Source organism: Actinomadura sp. NEAU-AAG7 (assembly GCF_018603865.1).
In the GTDB taxonomy this organism is placed as follows: domain Bacteria; phylum Actinomycetota; class Actinomycetes; order Streptosporangiales; family Streptosporangiaceae; genus Spirillospora; species Spirillospora litoris.
Genome location: NZ_JAHFZY010000009.1, coordinates 232954 through 256794, shown reverse-complemented (window position 1 = coordinate 256794; position 23841 = coordinate 232954). Strand labels below are relative to the sequence as shown.

At 75.1% G+C, this 23841-nt stretch carries 19 protein-coding genes; 12 read left to right on the top strand and 7 right to left on the bottom strand.

What is annotated here, in order from left to right:
- Positions 1-24 precede the first annotated feature (24 nt).
- The gene (locus KLI87_RS34885) at positions 25-1401 is read right to left on the bottom strand and encodes an amidohydrolase (RefSeq protein WP_214620431.1); all 1377 of its coding nucleotides are present in this window, start codon (positions 1399-1401) and stop codon (positions 25-27) included.
- Positions 1402-1518: 117 nt separating this feature from the next.
- Between KLI87_RS34885 and KLI87_RS34880 the strand changes: the two genes are divergently transcribed.
- The 7 genes from KLI87_RS34880 (at position 1519) to KLI87_RS34850 (ending at position 9257) form a co-directional block, all read left to right on the top strand.
- Positions 1519-2466, top strand: a complete 948-nt coding sequence (locus tag KLI87_RS34880; RefSeq protein WP_214620430.1) for an alpha/beta hydrolase — start codon at positions 1519-1521, stop codon at positions 2464-2466.
- Complete coding sequence (locus KLI87_RS34875; RefSeq protein ID WP_156220488.1) at positions 2463-3260, top strand: ABC transporter ATP-binding protein; 798 nt, start codon at positions 2463-2465, stop codon at positions 3258-3260. Before KLI87_RS34880 ends, KLI87_RS34875 begins: the two co-directional genes overlap by 4 nt.
- Positions 3257-5017 (top strand): ATP-binding cassette domain-containing protein, encoded by a 1761-nt coding sequence (locus tag KLI87_RS34870; RefSeq protein ID WP_156220489.1) that lies wholly within the window; start codon positions 3257-3259, stop codon positions 5015-5017. Before KLI87_RS34875 ends, KLI87_RS34870 begins: the two co-directional genes overlap by 4 nt.
- A gap of 57 nt (positions 5018-5074) precedes the next feature.
- Complete coding sequence (locus KLI87_RS34865; protein ID WP_156220490.1) at positions 5075-6229, top strand: ABC transporter substrate-binding protein; 1155 nt, start codon at positions 5075-5077, stop codon at positions 6227-6229.
- 61 nt (positions 6230-6290) lie between these two features.
- Positions 6291-7163, top strand: coding sequence for a branched-chain amino acid ABC transporter permease (locus tag KLI87_RS34860; protein ID WP_156220491.1), 873 nt, complete (start codon positions 6291-6293; stop codon positions 7161-7163).
- Positions 7164-7182: 19 nt separating this feature from the next.
- Complete coding sequence (locus tag KLI87_RS34855) at positions 7183-8289, top strand: zinc-binding dehydrogenase (RefSeq protein WP_214620429.1); 1107 nt, start codon at positions 7183-7185, stop codon at positions 8287-8289.
- 8 nt (positions 8290-8297) lie between these two features.
- Positions 8298-9257 carry an aldo/keto reductase gene (locus tag KLI87_RS34850; RefSeq protein ID WP_308166437.1) on the top strand — a complete coding sequence of 320 codons (960 nt, stop codon included), beginning with the start codon at positions 8298-8300 and terminating at the stop codon, positions 9255-9257.
- 74 nt (positions 9258-9331) lie between these two features.
- Here the strand turns inward: KLI87_RS34850 and KLI87_RS34845 are convergent, their stop codons facing one another.
- The gene (locus tag KLI87_RS34845; RefSeq protein ID WP_214620427.1) at positions 9332-10039 is read right to left on the bottom strand and encodes a hypothetical protein; all 708 of its coding nucleotides are present in this window, start codon (positions 10037-10039) and stop codon (positions 9332-9334) included.
- A gap of 416 nt (positions 10040-10455) precedes the next feature.
- Here KLI87_RS34845 and KLI87_RS41745 point away from each other — a divergent pair, with 416 nt between their 5' ends.
- From KLI87_RS41745 to KLI87_RS34820, 5 genes are all read left to right on the top strand, one after another.
- A complete protein-coding gene (locus KLI87_RS41745) occupies positions 10456-12225 on the top strand; it encodes a histidine kinase (RefSeq protein ID WP_173390953.1) in 1770 nt (589 codons plus the stop codon).
- Entirely contained in the window at positions 12216-12887 is a 672-nt protein-coding gene (locus KLI87_RS34835) for a response regulator transcription factor (RefSeq protein ID WP_156220495.1), read from the top strand. The genes KLI87_RS41745 and KLI87_RS34835 overlap by 10 nt, the downstream gene beginning before the upstream one ends.
- Before the next feature lie 170 nt (positions 12888-13057).
- Complete coding sequence (locus tag KLI87_RS34830; protein ID WP_214620426.1) at positions 13058-14818, top strand: sensor histidine kinase; 1761 nt, start codon at positions 13058-13060, stop codon at positions 14816-14818.
- Entirely contained in the window at positions 14815-15810 is a 996-nt protein-coding gene (locus tag KLI87_RS34825) for a hypothetical protein (protein ID WP_214620425.1), read from the top strand. The genes KLI87_RS34830 and KLI87_RS34825 overlap by 4 nt, the downstream gene beginning before the upstream one ends.
- 76 nt (positions 15811-15886) lie before the next feature.
- Positions 15887-16126, top strand: coding sequence for a hypothetical protein (locus tag KLI87_RS34820; protein ID WP_214620424.1), 240 nt, complete (start codon positions 15887-15889; stop codon positions 16124-16126).
- An 89-nt stretch (positions 16127-16215) separates the two neighbouring features.
- On the opposite strand, the gene KLI87_RS41740 is transcribed toward KLI87_RS34820, so the two are convergent.
- The 5 genes from KLI87_RS41740 to KLI87_RS34795 form a co-directional block, all read right to left on the bottom strand.
- The gene (locus tag KLI87_RS41740) at positions 16216-18504 is read right to left on the bottom strand and encodes an FHA domain-containing protein (protein WP_214620423.1); all 2289 of its coding nucleotides are present in this window, start codon (positions 18502-18504) and stop codon (positions 16216-16218) included.
- Positions 18501-20321 carry a protein kinase gene (locus KLI87_RS34810; protein ID WP_214620422.1) on the bottom strand — a complete coding sequence of 607 codons (1821 nt, stop codon included), beginning with the start codon at positions 20319-20321 and terminating at the stop codon, positions 18501-18503. Before KLI87_RS34810 ends, KLI87_RS41740 begins: the two co-directional genes overlap by 4 nt.
- A 252-nt stretch (positions 20322-20573) precedes the next feature.
- Positions 20574-22208: an ABC transporter permease gene (locus KLI87_RS34805; RefSeq protein WP_214620421.1), complete on the bottom strand. Its 1635-nt coding sequence runs from the start codon at positions 22206-22208 to the stop codon at positions 20574-20576.
- On the bottom strand, positions 22205-23158 hold the full coding sequence (locus tag KLI87_RS34800) for an ABC transporter ATP-binding protein (RefSeq protein WP_308166434.1): 954 nt from the start codon (positions 23156-23158) through the stop codon (positions 22205-22207). The genes KLI87_RS34805 and KLI87_RS34800 overlap by 4 nt, the downstream gene beginning before the upstream one ends.
- Positions 23127-23831: a TetR/AcrR family transcriptional regulator gene (locus KLI87_RS34795; RefSeq protein WP_214620420.1), complete on the bottom strand. Its 705-nt coding sequence runs from the start codon at positions 23829-23831 to the stop codon at positions 23127-23129. The genes KLI87_RS34800 and KLI87_RS34795 overlap by 32 nt, the downstream gene beginning before the upstream one ends.
- Positions 23832-23841 lie beyond the last annotated feature (10 nt).

Sequence of the window (23841 nt, the reverse complement as noted above, 5' to 3'; positions counted from 1 at the left end):
TGGGGGGCGGACCTCGCGGGGGCGTCAGACCTCGTGGACGACCCGGCCGTCCAGGACGGTCATCGCCACCGGCAGGGACGGGAGGGCCTGCGGCTCCACGGCCAGCAGGTCCCCGTCCAGCACGCACAGGTCGGCGGCCTTGCCGGCCTCGATGGAGCCCTTCCAGTCCTCGGCGCCGTCCTGCCACGCCGGGGTGATCGTGTAGGCGCGCAGCGCCTCCGCGACCGCGAGCCGCTGGGCCTGCCCGCGGACCGCGCCGTCGAGCCCGCGGCGCGTGACCGCGGCGGCCAGTCCGGCCCGCCAGTCGGGGGTGAGCACCGGCGCGTCGGAGCTGAGGCACAGCCGGACGCCCGCGTCGAGGGCGTCCCGGGTGGGCCAGGCGTCGCGCAGCGCGGCCTCGCCGAGCGCGCCGACGAGCATCGGCTCGGTCGCGACCGGGATGCCCGCCTGGGTGTTCACCCCGATCCCGGAGGAGGCGAGGACGGTGAGCGTCGCGGGCGCGAGGAGGTCGCCGTGGATGACGTAGTGCCGCGCGTCGCGGCCGTCGCGGGCCAGGGCGGCGGCGAAGGCGTCCGCCACGACCCGTGTCGCGCGGTCGCCGGTGGCGTGCACGCCGATCTGGTGCCCGGCGTCGTGCGCCGCGTCGATCATCGCGCGCAGCGCCGCCTCGCGCTCCCCGTCCGACTCGCCGTCGATCAGCAGCGATCCGTGCGACCCGTCGGTGTAGGGGCGGTCGGTCCAGGCGGTGCGCATCGGCGGGATGCCGTCGGCGAAGATCTTCACGCCCGCGACCCGGAACCGCCCGGGGACCTCCGCCGGCGGCTTGAAGTCGCGCAGGCCCTCCTCGAACTCCGCGGCCGAGCTGCGCCCGTCCAGCTCCCCGAACAGCATCAGCGCGGTGACGCGGGCCTTCAGCAGCCCCTCGGCGGCCAGGTCGGCGTAGTCGCGCAGCGCGGCCGAGCCGAAGCAGCCGCTCGGCCCCTCGTCCTCGCCGGGGCCGAGGCCCGGCTCGGTGTAGCTCGTGACGCCGAAGGAGGCGAGCAGGTCCGCGGTCTTCAGAATCGCCCGGCGCCGCTGCTCCGCACCCTCCAGCCGCGTCGGCGCGTCGTGGGTGTGCCCGCCCGTCCCGGCGAGCTGGTCCATGAGCAGACCCGGCCACATCAGGCCGAGCCAGACACCGTGCAGGTGCGAATCGTTGATCCCCGGCAGCACGGTTCGCCCCTTCAGGGGGATGAGCCGCGTACCCTTTCCGACCAGGGGCGCCACCTCGCTCGCGGTGCCGACACGCGCGATCCGCCCATCGCGGACCGCCACCGCCTCGGCCACGCGGTCGTGGGCGTCGACGGTGTGGACCCTTCCGCCGGTGAGGACGAGATCGGCCGTCGTGGATTCCTCGCTCATATCGCGCTCCAAGTCTGGACACCGTCGATGGGATGCAATTAACGTACACGGAATCAGATACGATTTTGGAGTGCCCGACCCGCTTGGGCGGGTACACCGGGCCTTCGGAGGTAAACGATGCCCCTGGATCCCGAGGCGCAGCGGATCATCGACCGCACCCCTGCCGAGGACCCGAACGCCGGTGCCCCGCTCGACGTGGCCGCCATGCGCGAGCAGTTCCGGCTGATGTGGACGCTGCCCGAGGACGAGCGGCCGCCCGTGGGCTCGGCCGTCGACACCACGATCCCCGGCCCGGCCGGGGACATCCCCGTCCGCGTCTACACGCCCGAGGGTGAGGGCCCGTTCCCGACGTTCGTCTGGTTCCACGGCGGCGGCTGGACGATCGGCAGCCTGGAGGAGAACGAGTTCTCCTGCCGGAAGGTCTGCGCCCTGGCCGGCGCCATCGTCGTCTCCGTCGACTACCGGCTCGCCCCGGAGGACCCCTTCCCGGCCGCCGTCGACGACGCCTACGCCGTCGTCACCTGGATCGCCGGGCACGGCGCCGAGATCGGCGCCGACCCCGCGAGGATCGCCGTGGGCGGCGAGAGCGCGGGCGGCAACCTCGCCGCCGTGACCGCGCTCAAGGCCCGCGACCTCGGCGGCCCCGCGATCGCGCTGCAGGTGCTCATCTCACCCGTCCTCGGGCACCCCGACGACGGCCGCGCCTCCTACAGCGAGTTCTCCGATGGTTTCTTCCTCTCCAAGTCGAGCATGGACTGGTTCTTCACGACCTATCCGTCCGACGCGCGCGACCTGGACGATCCCTACCTGCTGCCGCTGCGCGCCGACGACCTCTCCGGGGTCGCGCGGGCGCTCATCCTCGAAGCCGAGTGCGACGTGCTCCGCGACGAGGGCGAGGAGTACGCCAGACGGCTGGAGGAGGCGGGGGTGCAGACCGAACTGGTCCGCTACGACGGCATGATCCACGCGTTCTTCGGGCCGCTCGCCACCGAGCTGTCGGTCGCGAAGGAAGCCCACGCGCGCACCGCCGCGGCGCTGCGCTCGGCGTTCGGCGGCGAGGCATGACCGTTCCGGCACTCGCCCTGGAGGGCGTCGGCGTCGACCGGGCCGAGGTCCCGGTGATCCACGACGTCACCCTCGACGCCGCACCGGGCGCGGTGACCGTCATCCTCGGCGCGAACGGCGCTGGCAAGACCACGCTCATGGACGGCATCGCCGGCCTGGCCAAGGTCAGGTCCGGCACCATCAGGCTGGACGGCACCCCGATCGAGAAGCTCGCCACCTTCCGGCGGGCCAGGGCCGGGCTCGGCTACGTCGAGCAGGCCCGCACCACGTTCCGGACGCTGACGGTCGAGCAGAACCTGCTCGTCTCCCAGTCCGGCGACGGCGATCTCGGCACCGTCTACAAGCTGTTCCCCGAGCTGGACAAGCGCCGCAACCTCCAGGCGGGCTACCTGTCGGGCGGCGAGCAGCAGATGGTCGTGCTCGGCCGAGCGCTGGTGACGGCGCCCAAGGTCGTCCTGATCGACGAGATGTCGCTCGGGCTCGCGCCGCTGGTCGTCCGCCGCCTCATGACCACGGTCGGCGAGCTGGCCTCGATGGGCATCGCGGTGGTGCTCATCGAGCAGTTCGCGAACCTGGCGCTGGCCGCCGGCGACCACGCGCACGTGCTGCGCAAGGGCGGCGTCGTGTTCTCCGGCCCCTGCTCCGAGCTGCGCGGCGACGACGAGCGGCTGCACCGGCTGTACTTCGGCGGGCCGCCCCTGACCACCCCGGGCCCGAGCACCGGCCCTGTCCCCGGTGGGGGGGCGACCCCCGACGCCCCCCGGAACGGCCCTCAAGAGAGCGAGCGCCCATGAACCTCGTAGACAAGCGCGGGCTCGCCATAGGGCTAGGCCTCTCTGTGCTGGCCTGCGTCGCCCTTCCGGCGGTGCTGTCCCCGTACTGGATCTACCTCGCGATCAGCGCCGTGGTCAGTGCCGTGATCATGCAGAGCTACGGCGTGATCGTCGGACGCGTCGGCGTCATGTCGCTGTGCCAGATGTCGTTCGCCGCGATCGGCGCCTGGGTCGTGCTGCGGCTCAACGTCGCGGACGCGCCGGGCGGGTTCTTCGTCTGGCTGGTCCTCGGCGGCCTGGCGGCGGTGCCCGTCGGCGTCGCCATCGGCCTCCCGGCGCTGCGCATCCGCGGCGTCAACCTCGCCGTCGTCACGTTCGGGTTCGCCGTCTCGGCCGACATCGTGTGGAACGCCAACCCGTTCCCCGGTGCCAAAGAGCTGAAGATGCTGGACCGGCCGGAGCCCTTCGTCACCGACGAGTCCTACTTCGTGTTCACGGTGATCGTGTTCACGGTGCTGGCCGTGGCGCTCGGCATGATCGGCAAGTCCCGGCTCGGTCTGTCGTGGTACGAGCTGCGCCACTCCGAGCGGTCCGCCGCCTCGCACGGCGTGTCGGTCGCCCGCAGCAAGCTCGCCGCGTTCGCGATCAGCGCGTTCGTCGCGGGCATCGGCGGCGGCCTGCTGGCCGGGCAGCTCAGCCTGGTGGTGCCGAGCAACTTCGCCATGGGCCAGTCCCTCGCGCTGTTCGCCGTCGCCATCATGATCGGCCCGCACCACCCCGAGGGCGCGGTGATGGGCGGGATCTTCGGCGCGATCATGCCGACGATCATGGAGAAGGTGTCGCTGCCGCAGGACTTCGGCGGCGTGCTGTTCGGCGTCGGCGCCCTGCTGGCGCTGCGCAGCGGGCTGAGCCAGACCGACCTCACCCGGATGCGCAAGCGCGAGCGCGGCGCCCGCAAGCTGCTGAAGGCCGGCGAGGACGCGAAGGAGGCCAAGGAGGCCGAGGGCGGCGCGACCGCCGCCCCCCTCGCCCCCGCCCCCGTCCGGCGCCCCGCCGCCGACCGCAGGCCGTGCCTGGCGGTGCAGGGGCTGACCGTCCGCTTCGGGGAGGTCGTCGCGCTCGACGCCGTCGACCTGACCGTGCCCGAGGGCGCCGTCGTCGGGCTCATCGGGCCCAACGGCGCAGGTAAATCCACCTTCATCTCCGCCGTCACCGGTTTCGTGGCGGGCTACGGGGGGACGGTCGAACTCGCGGGCAAGCGGCTGGACAAGCTCGGGCCGAGTGTGCGGGCCAAGCGCGGCCTGCGCCGCACCTTCCAGACCACCGCGATCGCTCCGGAGCTCACCCAGTACGAGTACCTCGCGATCGGCGCCGGACGCCGGCTGGCGCGCGGCGAGGCCGACGAACTGCTGGAGTTCTTCGGCTGCCCGCCCGGCGAGGTCCCGGTGTCCATCGTCGACGCCGGAACCCGCAGGCTGCTGGACGTGGCCGCCGCGATCGCGGCCCGGCCCAAGGTGGCGCTGCTGGACGAGCCGGCCGCCGGCCAGTCGGCCGCCGAGTCGCTCCGGCTCGGCGACCGCCTCACCCGGGCGCCCGAGGCGTTCGGCGTCTCCATCCTGCTCGTCGAGCACGACATGGAACTCGTGCAGGCGACCTGCGAGGAGGTCACGGTCCTCGACTTCGGCCACGTGATCGCCTCCGGTCCCACCGCCGACGTCCTCGCGGACGCCGCCGTACGGGCCGCCTACCTCGGCGCCGCGGACGTTCCGGCGACCTGACCACCCGCGACCAGACACAACACCCATCCCACCCCGCGAAAACAAGGGCCCATTGCGATGAAACGCACATATGTCTCCGCCGCGGCGGTCGCCGCGCTCACCCTCTCGCTGACCACCGCCTGTAACGACTCCGGCGGCGGCGACGGGCCGATCAAGGTCGGCGCGATCAACGGCATCACCGGGCTGTTCCAGACCCCGGAGGTCCCGAAGGCCGTCAAGGCGGTCTTCGAGGAGGTCAACGCCGCCGGCGGCATCGGCGGCCGCAAGCTGGAGCTGATCAGCAAGGACGACGCGATGGACCCCTCGCGGTCCGGGCAGGCGGCCCGCGAGCTGATCCAGTCCAACAAGGTCGTCGCGCTCGCCGGCTCGTCCAGCGCCGTGGACTGCGGTCTGAACCGCGCGACCTACACCAAGAACAAGGTCGTCTCGATCCCGGCGGTCGGCGTCGACCCGGCCTGCTTCACCAGCCCGAACATCGCGCCGGTCAACCCCGGGCCGTACGCGCTGACCACGGCGATGCTGTACTACGCGTCCGAGACGCTGAAGCGCGACAAGGTGTGCATCGACTACACCGTCCTGCCGGGCAGCGGCGGCGGCATCGAGGGCGCCATCAAGAAGTGGACCGAGATCACCGGCAAGACCCTCGCCCACAAGAACCTCGCGGTGGGCCAGGGCGACCCGACCCGCTACCTGGTCGCCGACAAGAACGCGGGCTGCCAGGCCGTCCTGTACAACGCGACGGTCGGCCCCTGGTTCGCGCAGGCCCGCACGCAGGGCATGCAGAAGACCGACTTCATCCTCGCGGCCAACAGCTACACCGACGCCAACGCCAAGACGATCCCGCCGGACATGACGGCCTACGCGGGCACCGAGTGGCAGCCCTACACCGACCCGACCCTGCCGGGCAACGACCGCTGGGCCAAGCTGGTCGAGAAGAACGGCATCCAGAAGACGGCGTTCAGCCAGGGCGCGGTCATGTCGGCGGACATCTTCGTCCAGGTCCTCAAGACCATCAAGGGCGACATCACCCGCGAGTCGGTGACCAAGGCGTTCAAGGAGATGAAGCCGATCAACTACCCGATGGTCGGCACTCCGTACGTGTTCGGTCCGGGTGACGCGCACAACCCCATCCAGGGCAGCCGCTTCGTCAAGGCCGACAAGGGTGGCTGGAAGGTCCTGCCCGGCGGCTTCACCGTCCCGGGCAAGAGCTGAGCCCCGTTCGCCAGGGCGCGCGCGCGGGGCGCGCGCGCCCGGCCCCACCCGGAGGAACCCGATGGTGAACTCTGTGATCGCCGGGCTGACGAGCGGCGGCGGCTACGCCCTGCTCGGCCTGTGCGTGGTCCTGACCTACCGGCTGGTCGCCGTCGTCAACTTCGCGATGACGGCGGTCGGCGCGATGGGCGCGTTCATAATGGTGTCGCTCACCGACAAGGGCTGGAACGTCTGGGCCGCCCTGGTGGTCGGCGCCCTGTCGGCGGCGCTGCTGTCCGGGCTGCTCGGCGCGGCGCTCGTCCGCTGGTTCGCCGGGCACCGGGAGCGGACGAAGGCGGCCGTCACCGTCGCCCTGTTCGTCGCGCTCAGCGCGATCGGCCTGCGGCTGTTCGGCGGCAACAGCACCGGCGCGCACCGCTTCCCGAACCCGTTCGGCGACCCCGTCTTCACGGTCGGCAGCGTCGTCGTCCCGCAGTCGGTACTGGTCTCGCTGGCGTTCGCGCTGCTGATCACCCTCGCCGTCGGCCTGCTGCTCACCCGGACGCGGATCGGGCTGAAGCTGCAGGCGCTGTCGGAGCGGCCGAGCACCGCCGAGGTCGTCGGCATCCCCGCGCCGCGGCTCGCCGTCGGCGTCTGGGCCGGCGTCGGCGCCATCACGATGCTGGTGATCGTGCTGGTCGCGCCGCGGCTGGGCGGCGACTTCGGCGCCCTGTCCGGGCTGATCAGCACCGCGCTCGCGGTCGCGATGGTCGGCGCGTTCCGCAGCCTGCCGCTGACCCTCGCCGGGGGCCTGATCCTCGGCTGCCTGGAGGGCATGTCGTCCTCCGTGGACTCCATCCAGAAGTACCAGGGCGTCGTGCCCTTCCTGGTGATCCTCGTGCTCCTGTGGTGGCGCAGCCGCCGCGAGGTCTGGGACACCGCCCACAGCAGGTAACGAGACGAGGAGACGTCCCATGCCGGATCTGACGTCGACCAGGGCGGCGGTGCTGCGCGAGCACGGCGCCGTCCTGAGCATCGAGGAACTGCCGCTGCCCGCCGAGTGCGAGCCCGGCGCGGCCGTCGTCCGCGTCGACTGCGCGACGCTGTGCGCGACCGACGTGCACCTGTGGTCGGGGGCGATGTCCTTCCCGGACATGCTGCCGATCGTGCTCGGCCACGAGATGATGGGCACCGTGTGCGCCGTCGGGCCGGGGACGCGCGACGCGCTCGGCCGCACCGTCAAGGTGGGCGACCGCATCGGCTGGTCGGAGTCGGTGTGCGGGCACTGCTACGGCTGCACCGTGCTGCGCAACCCCGTCGCGTGCGCCGAGCGCGGCTACGGGTTCCTGCAGCGCGCCGACCGCCCGCCCTACGCCACCGGCGGCCTCGCCGGGCACAACTACGTGACGCCGGGCGCCCTGAAGGTCGTCCTGTCCGACGACGTCAAGGACACCTGGGCGGCCGCCGCGGGCTGCGCGGTCAAGACCGTCCTGCACGCCTTCGACCGGGCCGGGGGAGTGCGGCCCGGATCGGCCGTGGTGGTGCAGGGCGCGGGCGCGCTCGGGATCGTCGCCACCGCCGTCGCCAGCGTCGCCGGCGCCGGCAAGGTCATCACGATCGGCGCGCCCGACCAGCGCCTGGAGCTGGCCCGGGCCTTCGGCGCCGACCGGACCATCGGGCTGGACGGCGACCCCGACGCCCGGCACGCCGCGGTCATGGAGGCGACCGGCGGGCGCGGCGCCGAGCTGGTCCTGGACCTCGCCGGCGCCCCCGGCGTCGGCGCCGAGGCGGTCAACATGGCCGCGTTCGGCGGCCGCTTCGTCATCGTCGGCAGCACCGGGCCGCAGCCCGAGCAGCTCGCCCTCGGCGCGATCATGGGCAAGGAGCTGAACGTCCTCGGCTCGCTCAACGGCGACGTCGGCGACTACTACCGCTCGGTCGAGTTCCTGCGGACGTTCCAGGACCGCTTCGCCTGGGACGACCTGTTCAGCGCCCCGGACGGGCTCGACGGGGCCTCGGCCGCGCTCGCCGCCATGCAGCGGCAGGAGCAGGTCAAGGCCGTCATCCACCCACACCGATGAGGAACACCGTGTCCACCAGCATTCCCCGCCGCCGCCTCGGCGCGGCCGGCCCCGAGGTGGGGGTCCTCGCCCTCGGCTCCTGGCACACCTACGACCGGATGGACTTCGGCGACGCCGTCGCGATGCTCCGCCACGCCGTGGACGCCGGTATCAACATGTTCGACGTCGCCGTCTACGGGATGCCCGGCCACCCGCCGGTGTTCACCGACGTGCTGTTCTCGGCGATGGTCCGCGCCGCCGGGATCGAGCGCGAGGACTACCTGCTGTCGGCCAAGCTGTGGCTGGAGGGCTATCCCGAGCACTCCATGCGCGACCAGCTCACCAACGCGCTGTTCCGCGCGGGCGTCGACCACGCCGACGTCGCCGTCCTCGGCGACATCCGCAGCGACGACCTGGACCTGCGCAAGCTCGCCGAGGACCTCGCGGAGCTGGAGCGCGAGGGCCTGCTCGGCTGCTGGGGCGTCAACAACTGGTCGGCCTCCACGATCCTGGAGATCCGCGAGCACGCGCTCGCCGCCGGGTCGCCCGGCCCGCAGCTCGCGCAGCTCAAGTACAGCCCGTGCCGGCGCGCCATCCCCGACGGCGAGCCGTTCGAGGCCGTCTTCGCGGCGGGCGTGTCGATGCAGGCCTCGGACGTGCTGGAGGGCGGCATCCTCGCCGGCAAGTCCGGCGCGTCCCGGCAGATCGGACGCGACCCGGGCGAGATCCGCCCGCGCATCCAGGACGCCGCGAAGGGCATCGCGGAGCTGGCGAAGGAGCTGGACGCGACCCCCGCGCAGCTCTGCATCGCGTTCACGCTCACGCACCCCTCCACCAGCACGGTGCTGTTCGGCTCGACCAGCATGGAGCAGCTCACCGCCAACATCGCCGCGCTGGACGTCCTGGAGCGGGTGGGCGCCGACCGCCTCCGCTCGCTGATGGAGCCGTTCTGGGTCGACCGCGGCATCGTGGACCCCGAGGGTCCGTAACCGCGGTCTCACCGGGCTCCCGCGGGCCGGCGGGGGCCCGGTGTCCAGACCGCGCGCGATTCCGGCGGGCGTGCTCAGCCGAGCGGGCGCGCCCCGCCGCGCGGGGGCCGCGGGACGTCGCGCACCCAGCCCCGGTGCCGCCTGCCCGTGAGCTCCAGCCGGACCAGCGGATGGTAGGCGCGCGCGTCGATCCCCTCGTACCCGTGCCGGACGATCGACTGGTAGATGTCCTCCGACACCACGAGCAGCAGCGGCGCCCGCGCCGCCCGCAGCGCGTCCTTGGCCTCCGGGCAGTCCAGCAGCCGGAACGCGACGTCGAGCGCCTCCCCGAAGCTGCCCCTCCCGTCGCTCTGCACCTCACCGGCATGCACGACGACACGGATCCGCATCCGCCGGTCGCGTTCCGGGTCGGGCTCCGGCCCCGCGTTGTGCTCGGCCAGCAGCTCCGCCAGGATCGGCACCATCGGGTGCAGCAGCAGCGTCTTCGGCACCTCGTCCAGCGGGCGGACGAGGACGAGCGCGCCGTCGCCCCGGTCGACGAACTCCTCCCGGTGGCGCTCCTCGATGCCCGCCCGCGCGAACGCCTCCTCCAGCAGCCGGTACAGCGTCCGGCGCAGCTCGGCCTTCACCGGGTCGGTGCGGCTGGTCGAGCCCTCGATGTCCACCGCCATGATCGTGCGGTAGCGCGGGCGCACCCGCGCCGGCGGAGGCGGGCGCCGGGCCCCGCCCCGCGCCGCCTTCGCCATCGTGATGACCGCCGCCGCCTCCATCTGGTGATCCATTCCCCCGTGCTCCTTCCCGTGCTCCCCATGGACAACTGATTCGAGCGTCGCAAAGCCCAGTGGTCTCGGCAATCCAGGCGAACCCGGGCCCGTTCCCGGGGTTTTCCCGGTTATTCGGCGCCGCTTCTCGACGGCGGGGAAATGGCGGGCGAATTCGCCCTGTCCCATGGGGCGCGTTCCGGGTCAAGGGGAACGGGTCCCGAATCCGGCCGGGACAGGGCACACGGGAGCCCGCCCGCGCCGCGCATCGATCGGATAACACCGCTCGCGGCGGCCTCCGGCGTCCATGACACTTCGGGCAAGCCCGCGGACGCGGACGGTGACGGCGCGCCCGCACCCGGGAAAGCACGGGTCCGACCCCCGTGGGTTTCCGGTGGCACGACCGGCCCGCCGTCCCGAACATGGAGAGGGTGGTCGTGGTGATTTCCGGTCCGCGGCGGCGCCGCACGCCCCCGTGGTTCGGTCCGGAGGCGAGGCGCGCCCTCGTCGCCGGGCTCGCGGTGGCGGTGCTGGCGCTGGCGGCCGGATGGCCGTACTGGCGCGGCCACCCGGCCGCCGCCGCGGTCACGCTCGCCGTCTGCGCCGCGATCGCGGCCGAGGGCGTGCTGCTGGCGACCGGCGGGCGCACCCGCCGGACGGGCCTCGCGTTCGTGACCGCCGCCGCCGCGTGGGCGCTGAACTGGTTCGCGAGCTGGGACGCGGGGGCCGGCCCGATGGTCTCGCCGTACGCGCAGGCCGGGTTCTACCTCGCGCTCGGCGTCGGCGTGCTGCTGTACCCGACCGGGCGGCTGGAGTACCTCGCCGACCGGGTCTGGACCGCCGTCGCCTGCGCCGTCCTCACGGCGTGCCCGACGGCGATGTGGCTGACCTCCGAGCCGGAGTGGGCGGCGTTCCGCGGCGACTCGGTGTGGTGGCCCGCGCCGTTCCCCGACCTCGGGCTGTTCCGCGCCGTGCTGCGGGTGTCGTCCGGGCTGTATTTGCTGCTCGCGCTGTCGTTCGCCGTCGTGCTGCTGCTCCGGCTGTCCCGGATGGGACGGCTGGGCCGCGTCCTCGCCCTGCCGGTGACGATCGCGCTGGCGTTCGTCGGGGTGTCGGCGGCGCTGACCCAGAATCCCGTCATGGAGGCGTCCGTCTCGCTGGACGCCCTCCTCGACGTGTACGCGGTGCAGGGCGCGGTCGCCGGGGTCGTCCCGCTCACGCTGCTGGCGTCGGGGCTGCGGGTCCGGCTCGGGGAGCTGTCGGTCGCGGGCCGGATGCTGCGGCTGACGGCGCCGGTGACCGTGGAGCGCGTCCGCGACGCCCTGCGGGACGTGCTGCACGACCCGTCCCTCGACCTGTGGTTCTGGGCGCCCGCGGAGGGGCTCTACGTCGACACCGGCGGGCGCCCCGCGGACCTCGCCGGGGACGCGGCGCCGGGCCGCTGGCGCCGGACGGTGCTGACCGCGTCCGGCGACCCCCTTGCGGTCGTGGAGCTGGGCGGGGCGCTGCGCGACCACGGCTCGCTCGTCGAGGCGGCGCTGGCGGCGGGCGGCCGCGCGCTGGAGAACGCGCGGCTCCAGGCGACCGTGCACGCCAACCTGGAGCAGGTCCGCTCCGCCTATGAGCGCCTGGTGCGGGCCGAGGCGGTCGAGCGCGAGCGGCTGGCCCGCGACCTGCACGACGGCGCGCAGCAGCGGCTGCTGGCGCTGGGGGCGATGCTCGGCACGCTGGAGGCGGTGAGCGCCGACGGAGCGGTGCGCGAGCACGCGCGGACGTGCCGGGGCGAGCTGATGGAGGCGCTGGCCGAGCTGCGGGCGCTGGCCCGGGAGGTGCGTCCGGCGCTGCTGGTGCAGGGCGGCCTGGCCCCCGCGCTGGAGGTCGTCGCCGAGCGGATCGGCACCCGCGTGCGGCTGGAGGTCGCGCCGGGGCGCTACTCCAGTGAGATCGAGTCGACGCTGTACGCGGTGCTGTGCGAGGCGATGTCCTACGCTGTCGAACGCGCGGGGGCGGCGAGGGTGACCGTGCGGGTGCGGCCCGAGGGGGCGCGGCTGGTCGCCGAGGTCAGCGACGACGGCGGGAGCCCGGGCGATCCCGCCGCCGACCTGGCGGGCCTGTCCGGGCGGATCCGGGCGCTGCGCGGGCAGGTGAGTGTGGACGGGGATCCCGCGAGGGGCACGACGGTGAGGATGGTCCTGCCATGCGAGTAGCCGTGGCCGAGGACAGCGGGATCTTCCGGCAGGCGCTGGTCACCCTGCTCACCACGGTCGGCATCGAGGTCGCGGTGTCGGCGGCGTCGGGGGAGGAGCTGCTGGCGCGGGTGGCGGGCGACCCGCCCGACGTCGCGATCGTGGACCTGCACATGCCGCCCACCCACACCAACGAGGGCGTGGTCGCGGCGCGGCGGCTTCTGGAGCGGCACGAGAACCTCGGCGTGCTGGTCCTGTCGGCCTACAACGAGACCCCGCAGGCGATGGAGCTGTTCCGCGACCAGCCGCGCGGCGTGGGGTACCTGCTGAAGGACCACGTCACCGACGTCGACAACCTTCGCTCGGCCCTGGAGCGGGTGATGCGCGGCGAGGTCGTCATCGACCCGGACGTGGTGAGCCGCCTGGTCGAGGCGAGGCACCGCGAGCACGAGCTGGCGCGGCTGTCGGAGCGGGAGCGCGGCGTGCTGGCGCTGATGGCCGAGGGGCACTCCAACGCGGGCATCGGCAGGCGGCTGCACCTGTCCGCGCGCACCGTCGAGGACCACGTCCGGTCCATCTTCACCAAGCTCGGCATCACCTCCTCCGCCACCGGCGGCCCCCAGGACAGCAACAAGCGCGTCCTCGCGGTCCTGACCTGGCTGCGCGCCGCCGAACCCCGCTGAGCGTGCGTCGTGCGATCGCGCGCATCAATCGGGTAACGGGCCTTCGCGTGAACCGGCGGTCTCGGGAAGACTGACGGTGCGAGCCCGGTCGCTCATGGTGACCCGCTCGCGGCCCCCGCCCTCCCGTGTGCCGAGGTCCCTGCGCGGGCCTCGACACGGAAGGGGCCCCGGTGAGGTCCGAGCCCGGAGGGCGGCTGCCGCTGTGGTTCGGCGCGCGGGTGCGCCGCGCGGCCGGCGCGGGCGCCGCCGTCGCCGCGGGCGCGGTGGCCTGCGGCTGGCCGCACTGGCGCGATGCCCCGGGCGCCGCCGCCGTCACGGTGGCGTGCTGCGGCGGGTTCGCGGTCGCCGGCGGCGTGCTGGCCGCCGGGCGCTCCGGCCACCGGACCGGGCTGCTGTTCACCGTCGCCTCGGCCGCCTGGGCGGTCACCTGGACCGCGAGCTGGGACGCCGGCGCCGCGCCGCTCGTCTCGGTCTTCGCGCAGTCGGTGTTCTTCCTCGCGATCGGCGCCGGCGTCCTGCTGTACCCCTCGGGGCGCCTCGGCGCCGCCGCCCGGCTCTGGACGGCCGCCGCCGCGCTGGTGCTGCTCGGCGGGCAGGTGCTGCTGTGCGTCACGTCCCGCCCCGAGTGGAACGGCTTCGCTCCCACCGTGCTCTGGCCCGCGCTGTTCCCCGACCGCGCGGTCTTCGACGGCTCGCTGCGCGTGCTGACGGGGTCGCTGGTCGGCCTCGGCGGGTTCCTGGTGGCGATCCTGCTCGGACGGCTGCCGCGCACGAGCCGCCTGGAGCGCGGGTTCACCGTCCCGGTCATGGCCGCGATGGCGGTGGCCGCCGCGGGCGCCGTGGCGGGCCAGGGGTCGATCGCGGGCGGCGGCGTCCGGCTGGAGGACGTGCTGCGCGTCTACCTCGTCCAGGGCGTCTGCGCGACCGTGCTGCCGCTCGCCTTCCTCGCCACCACGCTGCGGAGCAGGCTCGCGGAGCTGACCGTCGCCGAGCGCATGCAGCGGCTCGCCGACCCGCTGACCGTCGTGAAGGTCCGCGACGCGTTGCGCGGCGTGCTGCGCGACGACACCCTCGACCTGTGGTTCTGGGCGCCCGGGGACGCGGCCTATGTGGACGGGGCAGGGCACCGGGTCCCGCCGCATCCCGGGGGCCCGGGCCGCTGGCGGCACGAGGTGCGCACGTCGGGCGGCGCGCCCCTCGCGACCGTCGAGCTGGCGGCCGCGCTCCGCGACCACGCGCCGCTCGTGGAGGCCGCGCTGGTCGCCGGGGGACGCGCGCTGGAGACCGTGCGGCTCCAGGCCACCGCCCAGGCGCACCTGGAGCGGGCCCGCGCCGCGCGGGAGCGCCTCGTCCGCGTCCAGGCCGCCGAGCGGGAGCGGCTCGCCGCCGACCTCCAGCGCAGCGCCCGGCGGCGGCTCCGCGCGCTGGAGGCGATGCTGGCGGCGCTGGAGGCGGCCGCCGGCGAGCCCTCCGCCCGCGACCAGGCCGCCGCGTGCCGCCGGGAGCTGGCCGAGGCCGTCGCCGAGCTGGACGACCTGGCGCGCGGCGTCCACCCGGCGATCCTCGCCGACGCGGGCCTCGGCCCCGCGCTGGAGCTGGTCGCGGCCCGCGCCCCGGTGCCCGTCCGGCTCGACCTGCCCGCCCGCCGCTTCCCGCCCGAGATCGAGTCGACGCTGTACTTCGCGCTGTGCGAGGCGGTCGCGAACGCCGTCAAGCACGCCCGCGCCGACCGCGTCGACCTGGAGGTCCGCGCCGGTCCCGAGCGGATCGTGGCCCGCGTCCGCGACGACGGCGTCGGCGCGGCGGCGCCGGTCCCGGGCGGCGGCCTCGCCGGGCTCACCGACCGCGTCGGCGCGCTGCGCGGCCGGGTGCGCATCCAGAGCCCGCCCGCCGCCGGGACGATCCTCACGATCACCCTGCCCATCCGGTGATCCCGGGCGTCCGGGTCCGGCCGCGCGGGCGCGCCGACCGCGCCGACGGGGGATGCTCGCCCCACGTACGCGAGTACGGACGGACGAGCTGCGAGGACGCGATGCTGAACCCCGACACCGCCGAGGACGGCGAGGACGACGGCGCGGTCGAGGTGAGCGGCCCGGAGGGCCCGCCGCGCCGGATGCGGCCGGGCGAGCGGCTCACCTTCGGCCGGGGCCCGGACGTCGACCTGGCGTTCGGCGAGCGGAACCGCTGGATGTCGCGCCGCGTCGGGGAGATCACGGTCGAGGCCGGCGGCGTGCGCCTGGTCAACCTCAGCGCCAAGCACGCGCTGGTCGTGGAGGCCGGGACGGTGGGGGAGGACCCCGCGCGGACCCGCCCCGAGCCGGTGCGGCTGCGGCCGAGGCTGCCCGGCGACCCGGCCGAGGCGTGCGTGCTGACGGCCGGGAGCGCGCTCGTCGGGTCCGCGCTGATGATCCGGGAGAACCGGGCCGTGCACGTGCGGCTGCCGGGGCCCGGGCCGAGCGGGGAGCCCGTCCTGCCGGCCCCGAGCGGGAGCCGGTCGAGCACGGTCGCCGGGATCACGATGAACCCCGAGACCCGCCAGTTCATGGTCGCGCTGCTGCTGTGCGAGCCGTGGCTGCGGGACGCCGCGCGGGTGGCGCGGCTGCCGACCGTCCCCGAGATCGGCAGGCAGGCGCTGGAGCTGACCGGGGCGCACTACCTGCTGCGGGTGGTCGACCGGGAGCCCCGCCTCCAGGAGCTGCTCGCCGGGAAGGTCAACGACCATCTGAAGGCGCTGCTGAAGAAGCTGGTCGCGCGGACGCTGCTGCCCGCGGAGGGGACGGTCGGGCACACCGCCGTCGCCTCGGCCCTGATCCACTACGACGTCCTCGGGCACCGCCACCTCGCGCTGTTCGAGGACGCGTACTGGCTGCGCGTACAGGCCAACAAATGGTCCACCTGCATGGACGACGCGTCCACTCCCTGATCCGGGAGCGGCGGGCGGGGCCCCTCCCGGCGGACCCTGGGACGCGTCGGAACGGGCGAACCAGCAGGAGGAGACGATGTTCCGGAGAATCCGGATCCGCCGGGTCCACGGCGCGGCCGCCGTCATCGCGGTCGACCTGCTCACCCGCGTCGGGCTCATCGCCGCGGCCGTCGCGATGGCCGCGGGAGCGGGCGGCGCCGCCTTCCCCCTCGGCCACGCGTACTGGATCGTGGCCGCGCTGAGCGCGGTGCCCCGCGCGGGCGTCGTGGTGCACGTCGACCGCGAGGCCGGGCAGCGGGTGCGAGGGGACAGGTGAGAGCCGACAGGTGAGGAACGGTGGCCGGGCGCCCGTCCCGCTCGGGCTCCCGGCCACCGTCGTCTTCGGCGCCGCCGCCGTCTTCGCCGCTACCGGCGCAGCCTCCGCAGGGTGAGGAACGCCGCGAGGCAGCCCTGGGCGGCGAGGACGAGCAGGCACAGCGCCCAGACGTGCGCGCTGTGCCCCCACAGCGCGTCGGGGCCGCCGTCGCCGCGTCCGAGGTCGACGGTCGAGGCGAGCGCCGCGAAGCCCCACCGCGCGGGCAGCAGGACGGCGGGCCCCGCCAGCAGCGGCTCGCCCGACAGCGGGACGAGCCCGCCGCACAGCGGGAGCTGCAGCGCCGTCACGGCGGCGACCACCGGCAGCGCCCACTCCGGCGCGGGCACGTGCACCGCGACCGCCATCCCGGCCAGGGCGCACACGACGCCGGTGAGCGCGAGCGCGACGGCGACCTCCGGCGTGGCCAGGCCGAGCAGCGCCGCGCCGGACGGCCCCGGGCGCACGGCCCGCAGCAGCACGACGGCCAGGGCCGCCTGCGCCGCCGCCACGCCGCCGAACACCGCGGCCTTGGCGAGCAGGTACGCCTCGGGCAGCAGCCCGGCGGCCCGCTCGCGCGCGTACACGGCGCGCTCGGCGGCCAGGTCGCGCGCGGCGGGCAGCGCGGCCGCCGAGGCCGTGCCGAGCACGAGCACCAGCAGGACGCGGCGGGCGCCGCCGCCCGGGACGGCGAGCCCGGAACCGTCGCCGACGCCGAGCGCGAGCAGCACCAGCAGCGGGGCGACCAGCGCGAGCAGCGCCGTGCCCGCCGGGTCGGCGGCCATCAGCCGGAGCCGCCGCCGCGCGAGGACCCGCGCGTCGCGCAGGGCGCGGCGCCGCACGGCCGGGTCGCGCACCACGGCGCCCGCCGGGACGGCGGGCGGCGGCGGAGGCTGCGGGGCGGCCCCCTCCAGAAGCCCCGAGCGGGCCTCGGCGACCTTCGCCAGGTGGTCGAACACGTCGGCCCACGCGGTGGAGGCGAACCGGCGGCGCAGCCCGGACGGCGGCCCGTGGTAGGCCTCTCCGGCGCCGGGCGCCAGCACCAGCACCGAGTCGCAGCGGTCCAGCTCGCAGGGCTCCCGGGTGGTCAGCACGACCTGCCGGCCCGCGTCGGCGAGCCGCCGCAGCAGCCGTACCATCTCGCGCGCGCGGCCGGGGTCCAGGCCCGCGAGGGGCTCGTCCACCAGCAGCAGCGACGGGTCGGTGATCAGCTCGCAGGCGATCGCGAGCCGGCGGCGGCGGTCCTCGTCCAGCGCCGACACCCGCAGGCCCGCGTGCTCGCCCAGTCCCGTCTCGGCGAGCACGCCCGCGACCGCCGCCGCGCGCCCGGCGCCGCCGATGTCGCGGGGGCGGCGCAGCTCGGCGGCGTAGGACAGCACCTGCCGGACGGTGAGCCGCGGATGGCTCTCGGCCTCGTGCGCCACGACCGCGATCCGCGCGCGGACCTCGGCGTTGGCGTGCACGTCCTGGCTCTCGTAGCGGACGCGGCCCGCCGCCGGGCGCCGCCGTCCCGCGAGCAGCGACAGCAGCGTCGTCTTGCCGCAGCCCGCGGGCCCGACGACCGCCAGCAGCGACGGGCCCGCCAGCCGCAACGTCAGGGCGGGCGCGGGCGGCTCGCCGCCGCCCGCGCGCCGCGCCGGGGGCAGCACGGCCAGGCCCGACGCCTCCAGCCCCGTGTCGGGGGTCGCGGGCAGGAAGTGCAGCCGGTCGGCGATCCGGACGAACCGGGTGCGCCCGCACGTCAGCACGTCCCCGTCCCGCAGCGGCGCGCGGGTCGCGCGGTCGCCGTTGACGAACGTCAGGTTGGCGCTGCCGAGGTCCTGGACGACGTGCCCGCGCGGCCCGAGCACGATCCGCGCGTGGGCGCGGGAGACGAGCGGGTCGTCCAGCACGACGGTGTTGCTCCGGCCGCGCCCGATCGACAGGCTCCGGCCGAGCGGCACCGGCTCGCGGGCGACGCCCTCGGCGCCGGCCGCCTCGTCGAGGTCGCCGGTCGCGGCGGGGCCCGCCGGGTCGGCGACGAGCTCGACGACCGGGCCGTCGCCCGCGTCCCCGAGCCGGACGGCCAGCCCGGCGCCGACGGGCCGCACGGTGAGCCGCGCCCCCTCGTGCCAGGTGCCGTTCTCGCTGTCGAGGTCGCGGACCACCCACCCGCCGCCCGCGCCGTCGCCCCGCACGAGCTCCAGGTGCCGCCGCGACACCCGCGCGTCGGCGAGGACGACGTCGCATCCGGCGCCGCGCCCGACCAGCACCCGGTCGCCGGCGGCGAACTCGCGGGCCCGCCCGGCGGCGGTCACGGTGAGCCGCCCCCGCCGGTCCCGCCGGTCCCGGGGCGCGCTCACCCGCCCGGCAGGGTCGGGGTCGGCGACTCGGTGGAGGGCGGCACGTACCCCGCCGCCGCGACGAGCTGGGCGTCGCCGAGCACGAGCGTGCCGCCGTCGCACCGGGACGCGTCGCCGCCGCTGAACGTCCACCGCAGGGTGAGCCGCAGGACGCCGCGCACGTCGACCTCCAGGTCCTGGGACTTGCCGAGCGTGGTGGTGATCGACTTGAGCTTGCGGGCGTCGCCGTAGAACTCGACGGTCACCTGCGCCTTCGCGGCGGGCGAGTTGTCGTCCAGGCCCGCGAGCCCCTGCAACCGGGTGTAGTGCTGGCCGAGGTCGTACTCGACGCTGCCGGTCTCGTTGCCGCACGGCGAGCCCTCGACGCCGATCGCGTGGAGCTGCGGGTGGCCCGACAGCCGGAGGTTCGCCGCCTCGGTGCCGGTCCTGACCGTGTCGCCGGCGCTGGGCTCGATGTCGGCGAGGTACTGGATCGCCTGCTTGGAGGAGACGGTCAGCTGCAGCGTGGTGGGCAGGTCGGCGCCGGGTTTCGGGTCCTGGGCGAGGACGACGCCGTCGGGCGAGCCGGACGGCGCGGCCTCCCGGCGGATCTGCACGCCCACCGACGGCGGCAGCAGCGCGCGGGCCTGCGTCTCGGGCATCCCGACGAGGTCGGGGACCTGGTTCGGCCCGTAGGAGGCGCGCGCGCTGCTGGGCGGCGGCGACTCCGGTGCCGGGCCGCCCCCGCTCTTGGCGACGGTGGTGGGGCCCGGACCGGGGCCCGTGTCCGAGCCGGGGTCGCGGGTGGCCGCGTACGCGCCCGCCGCGACCGCGCAGACCACGGCCGCGGTGACGGCGGCGATGGCGAGCGTGCGCCCGCGCCGCCCGCGCCGCCCGCCCCGGCGGCCCGCGGGCTCGGTGCCGCCGGAGTCGCGGCCGGGGTTGCGCATCGACAGCGCGGTGTCGGCGTCGTGCAGGGCGGCGACCGGCGCGGGGGGCTCGGTCAGCGTCTCGGCGGCGGGCACGGCCTCCAGGTCGCGGGCCAGCGCCTCCAGCAGGATCGCGACGCGCCCCGCCGGGGCCGGGCGGGCCGCCGGGTCCTTGGCGAGCAGCGCGACGATCAGCTCCCACAGCGCGCCGGGCATGCCGGGCGGCCGGCCGGGCGCGCTGTGCCCGTGGTGCTGGAGCATGACCAGCGTCGAGCGGTCGGCGAACGGCGTCACGCCGCAGCACATCTCGTAGAGCATGATGCCGAGCGCGTACAGGTCGGTGGCGGGCGTCGGAGGCTGGCCGTCCGCCAGCTCCGGCGCGATGTAGGGGGCGGTGCCGACGAGCATCGTCGACTTGCTGCCGGTCTGCTCGGCGATGCGCGCGATGCCGAAGTCGGTCAGCCGGACGGCGGGCGGCGTCCGCCGTCCGTCCAGCAGCACGTTCTCGGGCTTGACGTCGCGGTGCACGACGCCCGCGTCGTGGACGGCCGCCAGCGCCGAGGCGGTCTCGGCGGCGACCGCGCAGGCGTCGCCGGGCCGCATCGCGCCGTGCGCGGCGAGCGGGGCGCGCAGGTCCGAGCCCTCGACCAGGTCCATCACGATCGCGAGGGTCGCGCCCTCCACGACGAGGTCGTGCACCCGCACCAGGTGCGGGTGCACGACGCCGCTGAGGATCGAACCCTCCCGCAGGAAGCGGTTCACGGTCTCCGGATCGCGCGCGAGGGTGTCGTGCAGGAGCTTGAACGCGAGCCGCTCGCCCTCATGGGTCCGCCCGCGCCACACCTCGCCGGTGGCGCCGCGCCCGATCACCTCTTCGAGGATGTACTTGCTGCCCAGAGGGCCTTTCACCGCGGGACTCCTAGGAATTGCCGGGCCGGAGGGAGCCAGAACGCGGCAATTCTCGCACCGCCGCCGTTTTCCCCGGTGACGTTCCGTGGTCCCCGCCGCTGCGCTGACCGACTGCGGTCAGGAGCGTGCTAATTAATTCCTACTTTCAGAGATAAGTCAGGCACTTGGGGGAGTTAGGGAGAACGCGGTCAAGATCCTTTCTTCTTGACGATCTTTCCGGCGATCCTTTCCGCGATCTTTCCTGAGGGCTTTTCAGCCGATGTCGCGGCGGCGGAAGGCGAGCAGCCCGGCCGCCGAGGCGGCCAGCGCCACGGCGGTGAGGGAGGCCAGCGGCAGCGGGGAGAACGTGCCGCCCGGCACGTTGGGGGTGTGGGTGAAGGGCGAGACGTCCATGACGGGCTGGGGGAGCTTCAGCACCGGTCCCATCTGGCCGAGCATCAGGCACACCGCGAGCACGCCCCATCCCGCCTGCGCGGCGCGCGGCAGCAGGCCGAACAGCAGGACGGTCACCCCCGCGACGACCCACACCGCCGGGAGCTGCGCGAGCGCGGCGCCGAACACGCGGGGGAGCTGGCCGTCGAGGTCGCCCGAGCGCAGCCCGTGCGCGGAACCGACGGCGAGGCCGGTCAGGGCGAGCATCACCACCGTGCCCGCGACGGTGACGGCGAGCTGCGACACCGCCCACCGCAGCCGGCCGACGCCGGTCGCGAGCACCGGTTCGAGCCGCTGCCCCGCCTCCTCGGCCCGCAGCCGGAGCACGCCCTGCACCGCGTACGCGGCGGTGAGCAGCGCCATCAGCCCCATCGCGGTGGACAGGAACGCGTCGACGATGTCGTCCTGCCGGCCCAGCTCGCGCAGGCTCTTGAGGGTGGAGTCGCTGTCGCCGACCAGGTCGCTCACCCCGTCGGCGATGCCGCCGATCGCGAGGCCGTACACGAGGAACCCGGCCGACCAGCCCACCAGCGAGCCGCGCTGCAGCCGCCACGCCAGCGCGAGCGGGGTGCGCAGGGACGGCGCGGCGCGGGACGGGCCGGGGCCCGGCGCGAGGATCCCGGCGCCGAGGTCGCGGCGCTCGATCAGCGCGTACGCGGCGGCCGCCAGCAGCGCGAACGCCACCAGCGGCAGCGCCAGCGCGGCCCACTGCTCGTCCGCGTAGGGCCGCACCCGCTGGGCCCAGCCGATCGGTGACAGCCACGCCAGCCAGTGCGCCGACCCGACGTCGCCGAGCCCGCGCAGCAGGAAGCCCGTCCCGAGGACGGCGAGCGCCAGCCCGTTGGCCAGCCGGGACGTCTGGGCGACCTGCGCGGTGACCGCCGCGACGCCCGCGAACACCATCCCCGCCCCGAACCAGGCCAGGCCGAACGCCACCGCGCCCGCCGCCGGCGCCCCGAAGGCGATCATCACGGCCGTGGCCAGGACGGCGAGCGTCCCGGCGGCCGTCGCGGCGACGAGCAGCGCGGCGGTCAGCGGGGCGCGGCGGCCGACGACGCCCGCGCCGACCAGTTCGAGCCGCCCGGTCTCCTCCTCGGCGCGCGAGTGCCGCACGACGAGCAGCACGCACATGAGCCCGACCAGCGCGGCGCCGGTCGCGCCGGTCTGCCATGCCGCGACCCCACTGGCGGTGTGCTCGTTGAGCACCGGCCCGTACATCGCCTTCGTGGACGGGTTGTCGTTGATCCCCCGTGCGAACTTCTCCAGCGCCCCGGGCTCGTCGTAGCCGGTCCGGAAGCTGTACATGGAGCTGGACACGAGCGCGGTCAGCGCGTAGATCCACGCCGGGAGCATGATCCGGTCGCGGCGCAGCCACATCTTCACCAGCATGCCGGTGCCGGCGAGCCGACCGCCCTCCCCGGCGGCGGGCGCGGGCGCGAGGGTGACGGCGGTCATGACGCCTCCGCGGGGGCGAGGTCGTCCTGGTAGTGGCGCAGGAACAGCTCCTCAAGCGTGGGCGGGCGGCTGGTGAGGCTGCGCACGCCCGCCGGGGTCAGCCGCTCCAGCAGCGTCCCGAGCCGGTCGGTGTCGACCTCGCAGCGGACCCGCACGCCCGGCCCCTCCAGCGGGCGGACGTCGAGGTCCTGGACGCCGGGCAGCCCGGCCAGGTCGCCGGGGTCGCCGGCGAGGTCGGCGGTGACGGCCGTGCGGGTCAGGTGCCGCAGCTCGTCCAGCGTGCCGGTCTCGGCGGTGCGGCCCCTGCGGATGATCGTGACCCGGTCGCACAGCGCCTCGACCTCGCTGAGGATGTGGCTGGACAGCAGCACCGTCCGGCCCGCGTCGCGCTCCTCCTGGACCGACGTGCGGAACATCTCCTCCATGAGCGGGTCGAGGCCGGAGGTCGGCTCGTCCAGGATGAGCAGCTCCGCGTCGGAGGCGAAGGCCGCGACCAGCGCGACCTTCTGCCGGTTGCCCTTGGAGTAGGCGCGGCCCTTCTTCTTCGGGTCGAGCTCGAACCGCTCCAGCAGCAGCTCCCTGCGGTCCTCGTCGAGCCCGCCGCGCAGCCGTCCGAGCAGGTCGATGACCTCGCCGCCGGTCAGGTTCGGCCACAGCGTGACGTCGCCGGGGACGTAGGCGAGGCGGCGGTGCAGGGCGGTGGCGTCCTGCCAGGGGTCGCCGCCGAGGAGCCGCGCGGTGCCCGCGTCGGCGCGCATGAGCCCGAGCAGGACGCGGATCGTCGTGGACTTCCCGGCTCCGTTCGGCCCGAGGAAGCCGTGCACCTCCCCGGTCCGCACCGTGAGGTCCAGCCCGTCGAGCGCGCGGGTGGGGCCGAACGTCTTGACCAGGCCGGCCGCCTGGATCGCGTCGGTCGCCTCAGCCGTCGTGGGGGTCGTCGCGTGGGTCACCGTCATCTCCCTTCGCGGCCATCGCCGCCTCGTACAGGTCCAGCCCGGCGTGCGCGCGGGCGACGCTCTCCCGGCTCAGCAGCCGGTCGTCGAACACCTCCAGCACCGCTCGGCGCAGCGGCGGTGCCCCCTCGACGGTCAGCGTGTCGGTGCCGACGACCCGGGACAGGTGCTCGTGCAGCACGACGACGCTCACCGACATCGCGGCCATGGCCGCGGAGTAGACGTGCAGGTCGCGGGTGGTGGGCGCGGCGACGCCCGCCGGCGGGTCCGCCAGGTACCGCTCGGTCATCTCGACCAGGTCGTCGAACAGCTGCGCGGCGGCGGGCGAGCCGTCGACCAGCGCGCGGGCGAGGTAGCGCCGCACCGGCAGGTCGGCCCGCAGCATCGCCTCGTGGAACCCCGGGTCGCCCGCCGCCTCGCTGGTCGACTGCGCGCTGAGCCGCCGCAGGACGTCGAGCGCGTACGCGTCGCACGCCTCGCGCAGCGCGTCCTTGGACCCGAAGTGGTGCTGGACGAGGCCCACCGACACCCCCGCCGCCTCGGCGATGCCCCGGAACGTGGCGCCCCTGATGCCGTGCTCGGCGAACTGGAGGAGCGCGGTGTCCCGGATGCGGGCGCGGGCCGTGAGGTCCTCCGAAGCCGGAGCCCCGCCCCGGCCGGTCGTCGTCATGTTCCCCCCT

What these genes read in the sequence shown, in the direction of transcription:
- KLI87_RS34885 (WP_214620431.1), bottom strand. Translation starts at nt 1,401, where the DNA reads ATGAGCGAGGAATCCACGACGGCCGATCTCGTCCTCACCGGCGGAAGG.
- KLI87_RS34880 (WP_214620430.1), top strand. Translation starts at nt 1,519, where the DNA reads ATGCCCCTGGATCCCGAGGCGCAGCGGATCATCGACCGCACCCCTGCC.
- KLI87_RS34875 (WP_156220488.1), top strand. Translation starts at nt 2,463, where the DNA reads ATGACCGTTCCGGCACTCGCCCTGGAGGGCGTCGGCGTCGACCGGGCC.
- KLI87_RS34870 (WP_156220489.1), top strand. Translation starts at nt 3,257, where the DNA reads ATGAACCTCGTAGACAAGCGCGGGCTCGCCATAGGGCTAGGCCTCTCT.
- KLI87_RS34865 (WP_156220490.1), top strand. Translation starts at nt 5,075, where the DNA reads ATGAAACGCACATATGTCTCCGCCGCGGCGGTCGCCGCGCTCACCCTC.
- KLI87_RS34860 (WP_156220491.1), top strand. Translation starts at nt 6,291, where the DNA reads ATGGTGAACTCTGTGATCGCCGGGCTGACGAGCGGCGGCGGCTACGCC.
- KLI87_RS34855 (WP_214620429.1), top strand. Translation starts at nt 7,183, where the DNA reads ATGCCGGATCTGACGTCGACCAGGGCGGCGGTGCTGCGCGAGCACGGC.
- KLI87_RS34845 (WP_214620427.1), bottom strand. Translation starts at nt 10,039, where the DNA reads ATGGATCACCAGATGGAGGCGGCGGCGGTCATCACGATGGCGAAGGCG.
- KLI87_RS34835 (WP_156220495.1), top strand. Translation starts at nt 12,216, where the DNA reads ATGCGAGTAGCCGTGGCCGAGGACAGCGGGATCTTCCGGCAGGCGCTG.
- KLI87_RS34820 (WP_214620424.1), top strand. Translation starts at nt 15,887, where the DNA reads ATGTTCCGGAGAATCCGGATCCGCCGGGTCCACGGCGCGGCCGCCGTC.
- KLI87_RS34805 (WP_214620421.1), bottom strand. Translation starts at nt 22,208, where the DNA reads ATGACCGCCGTCACCCTCGCGCCCGCGCCCGCCGCCGGGGAGGGCGGT.
- KLI87_RS34795 (WP_214620420.1), bottom strand. Translation starts at nt 23,831, where the DNA reads ATGACGACGACCGGCCGGGGCGGGGCTCCGGCTTCGGAGGACCTCACG.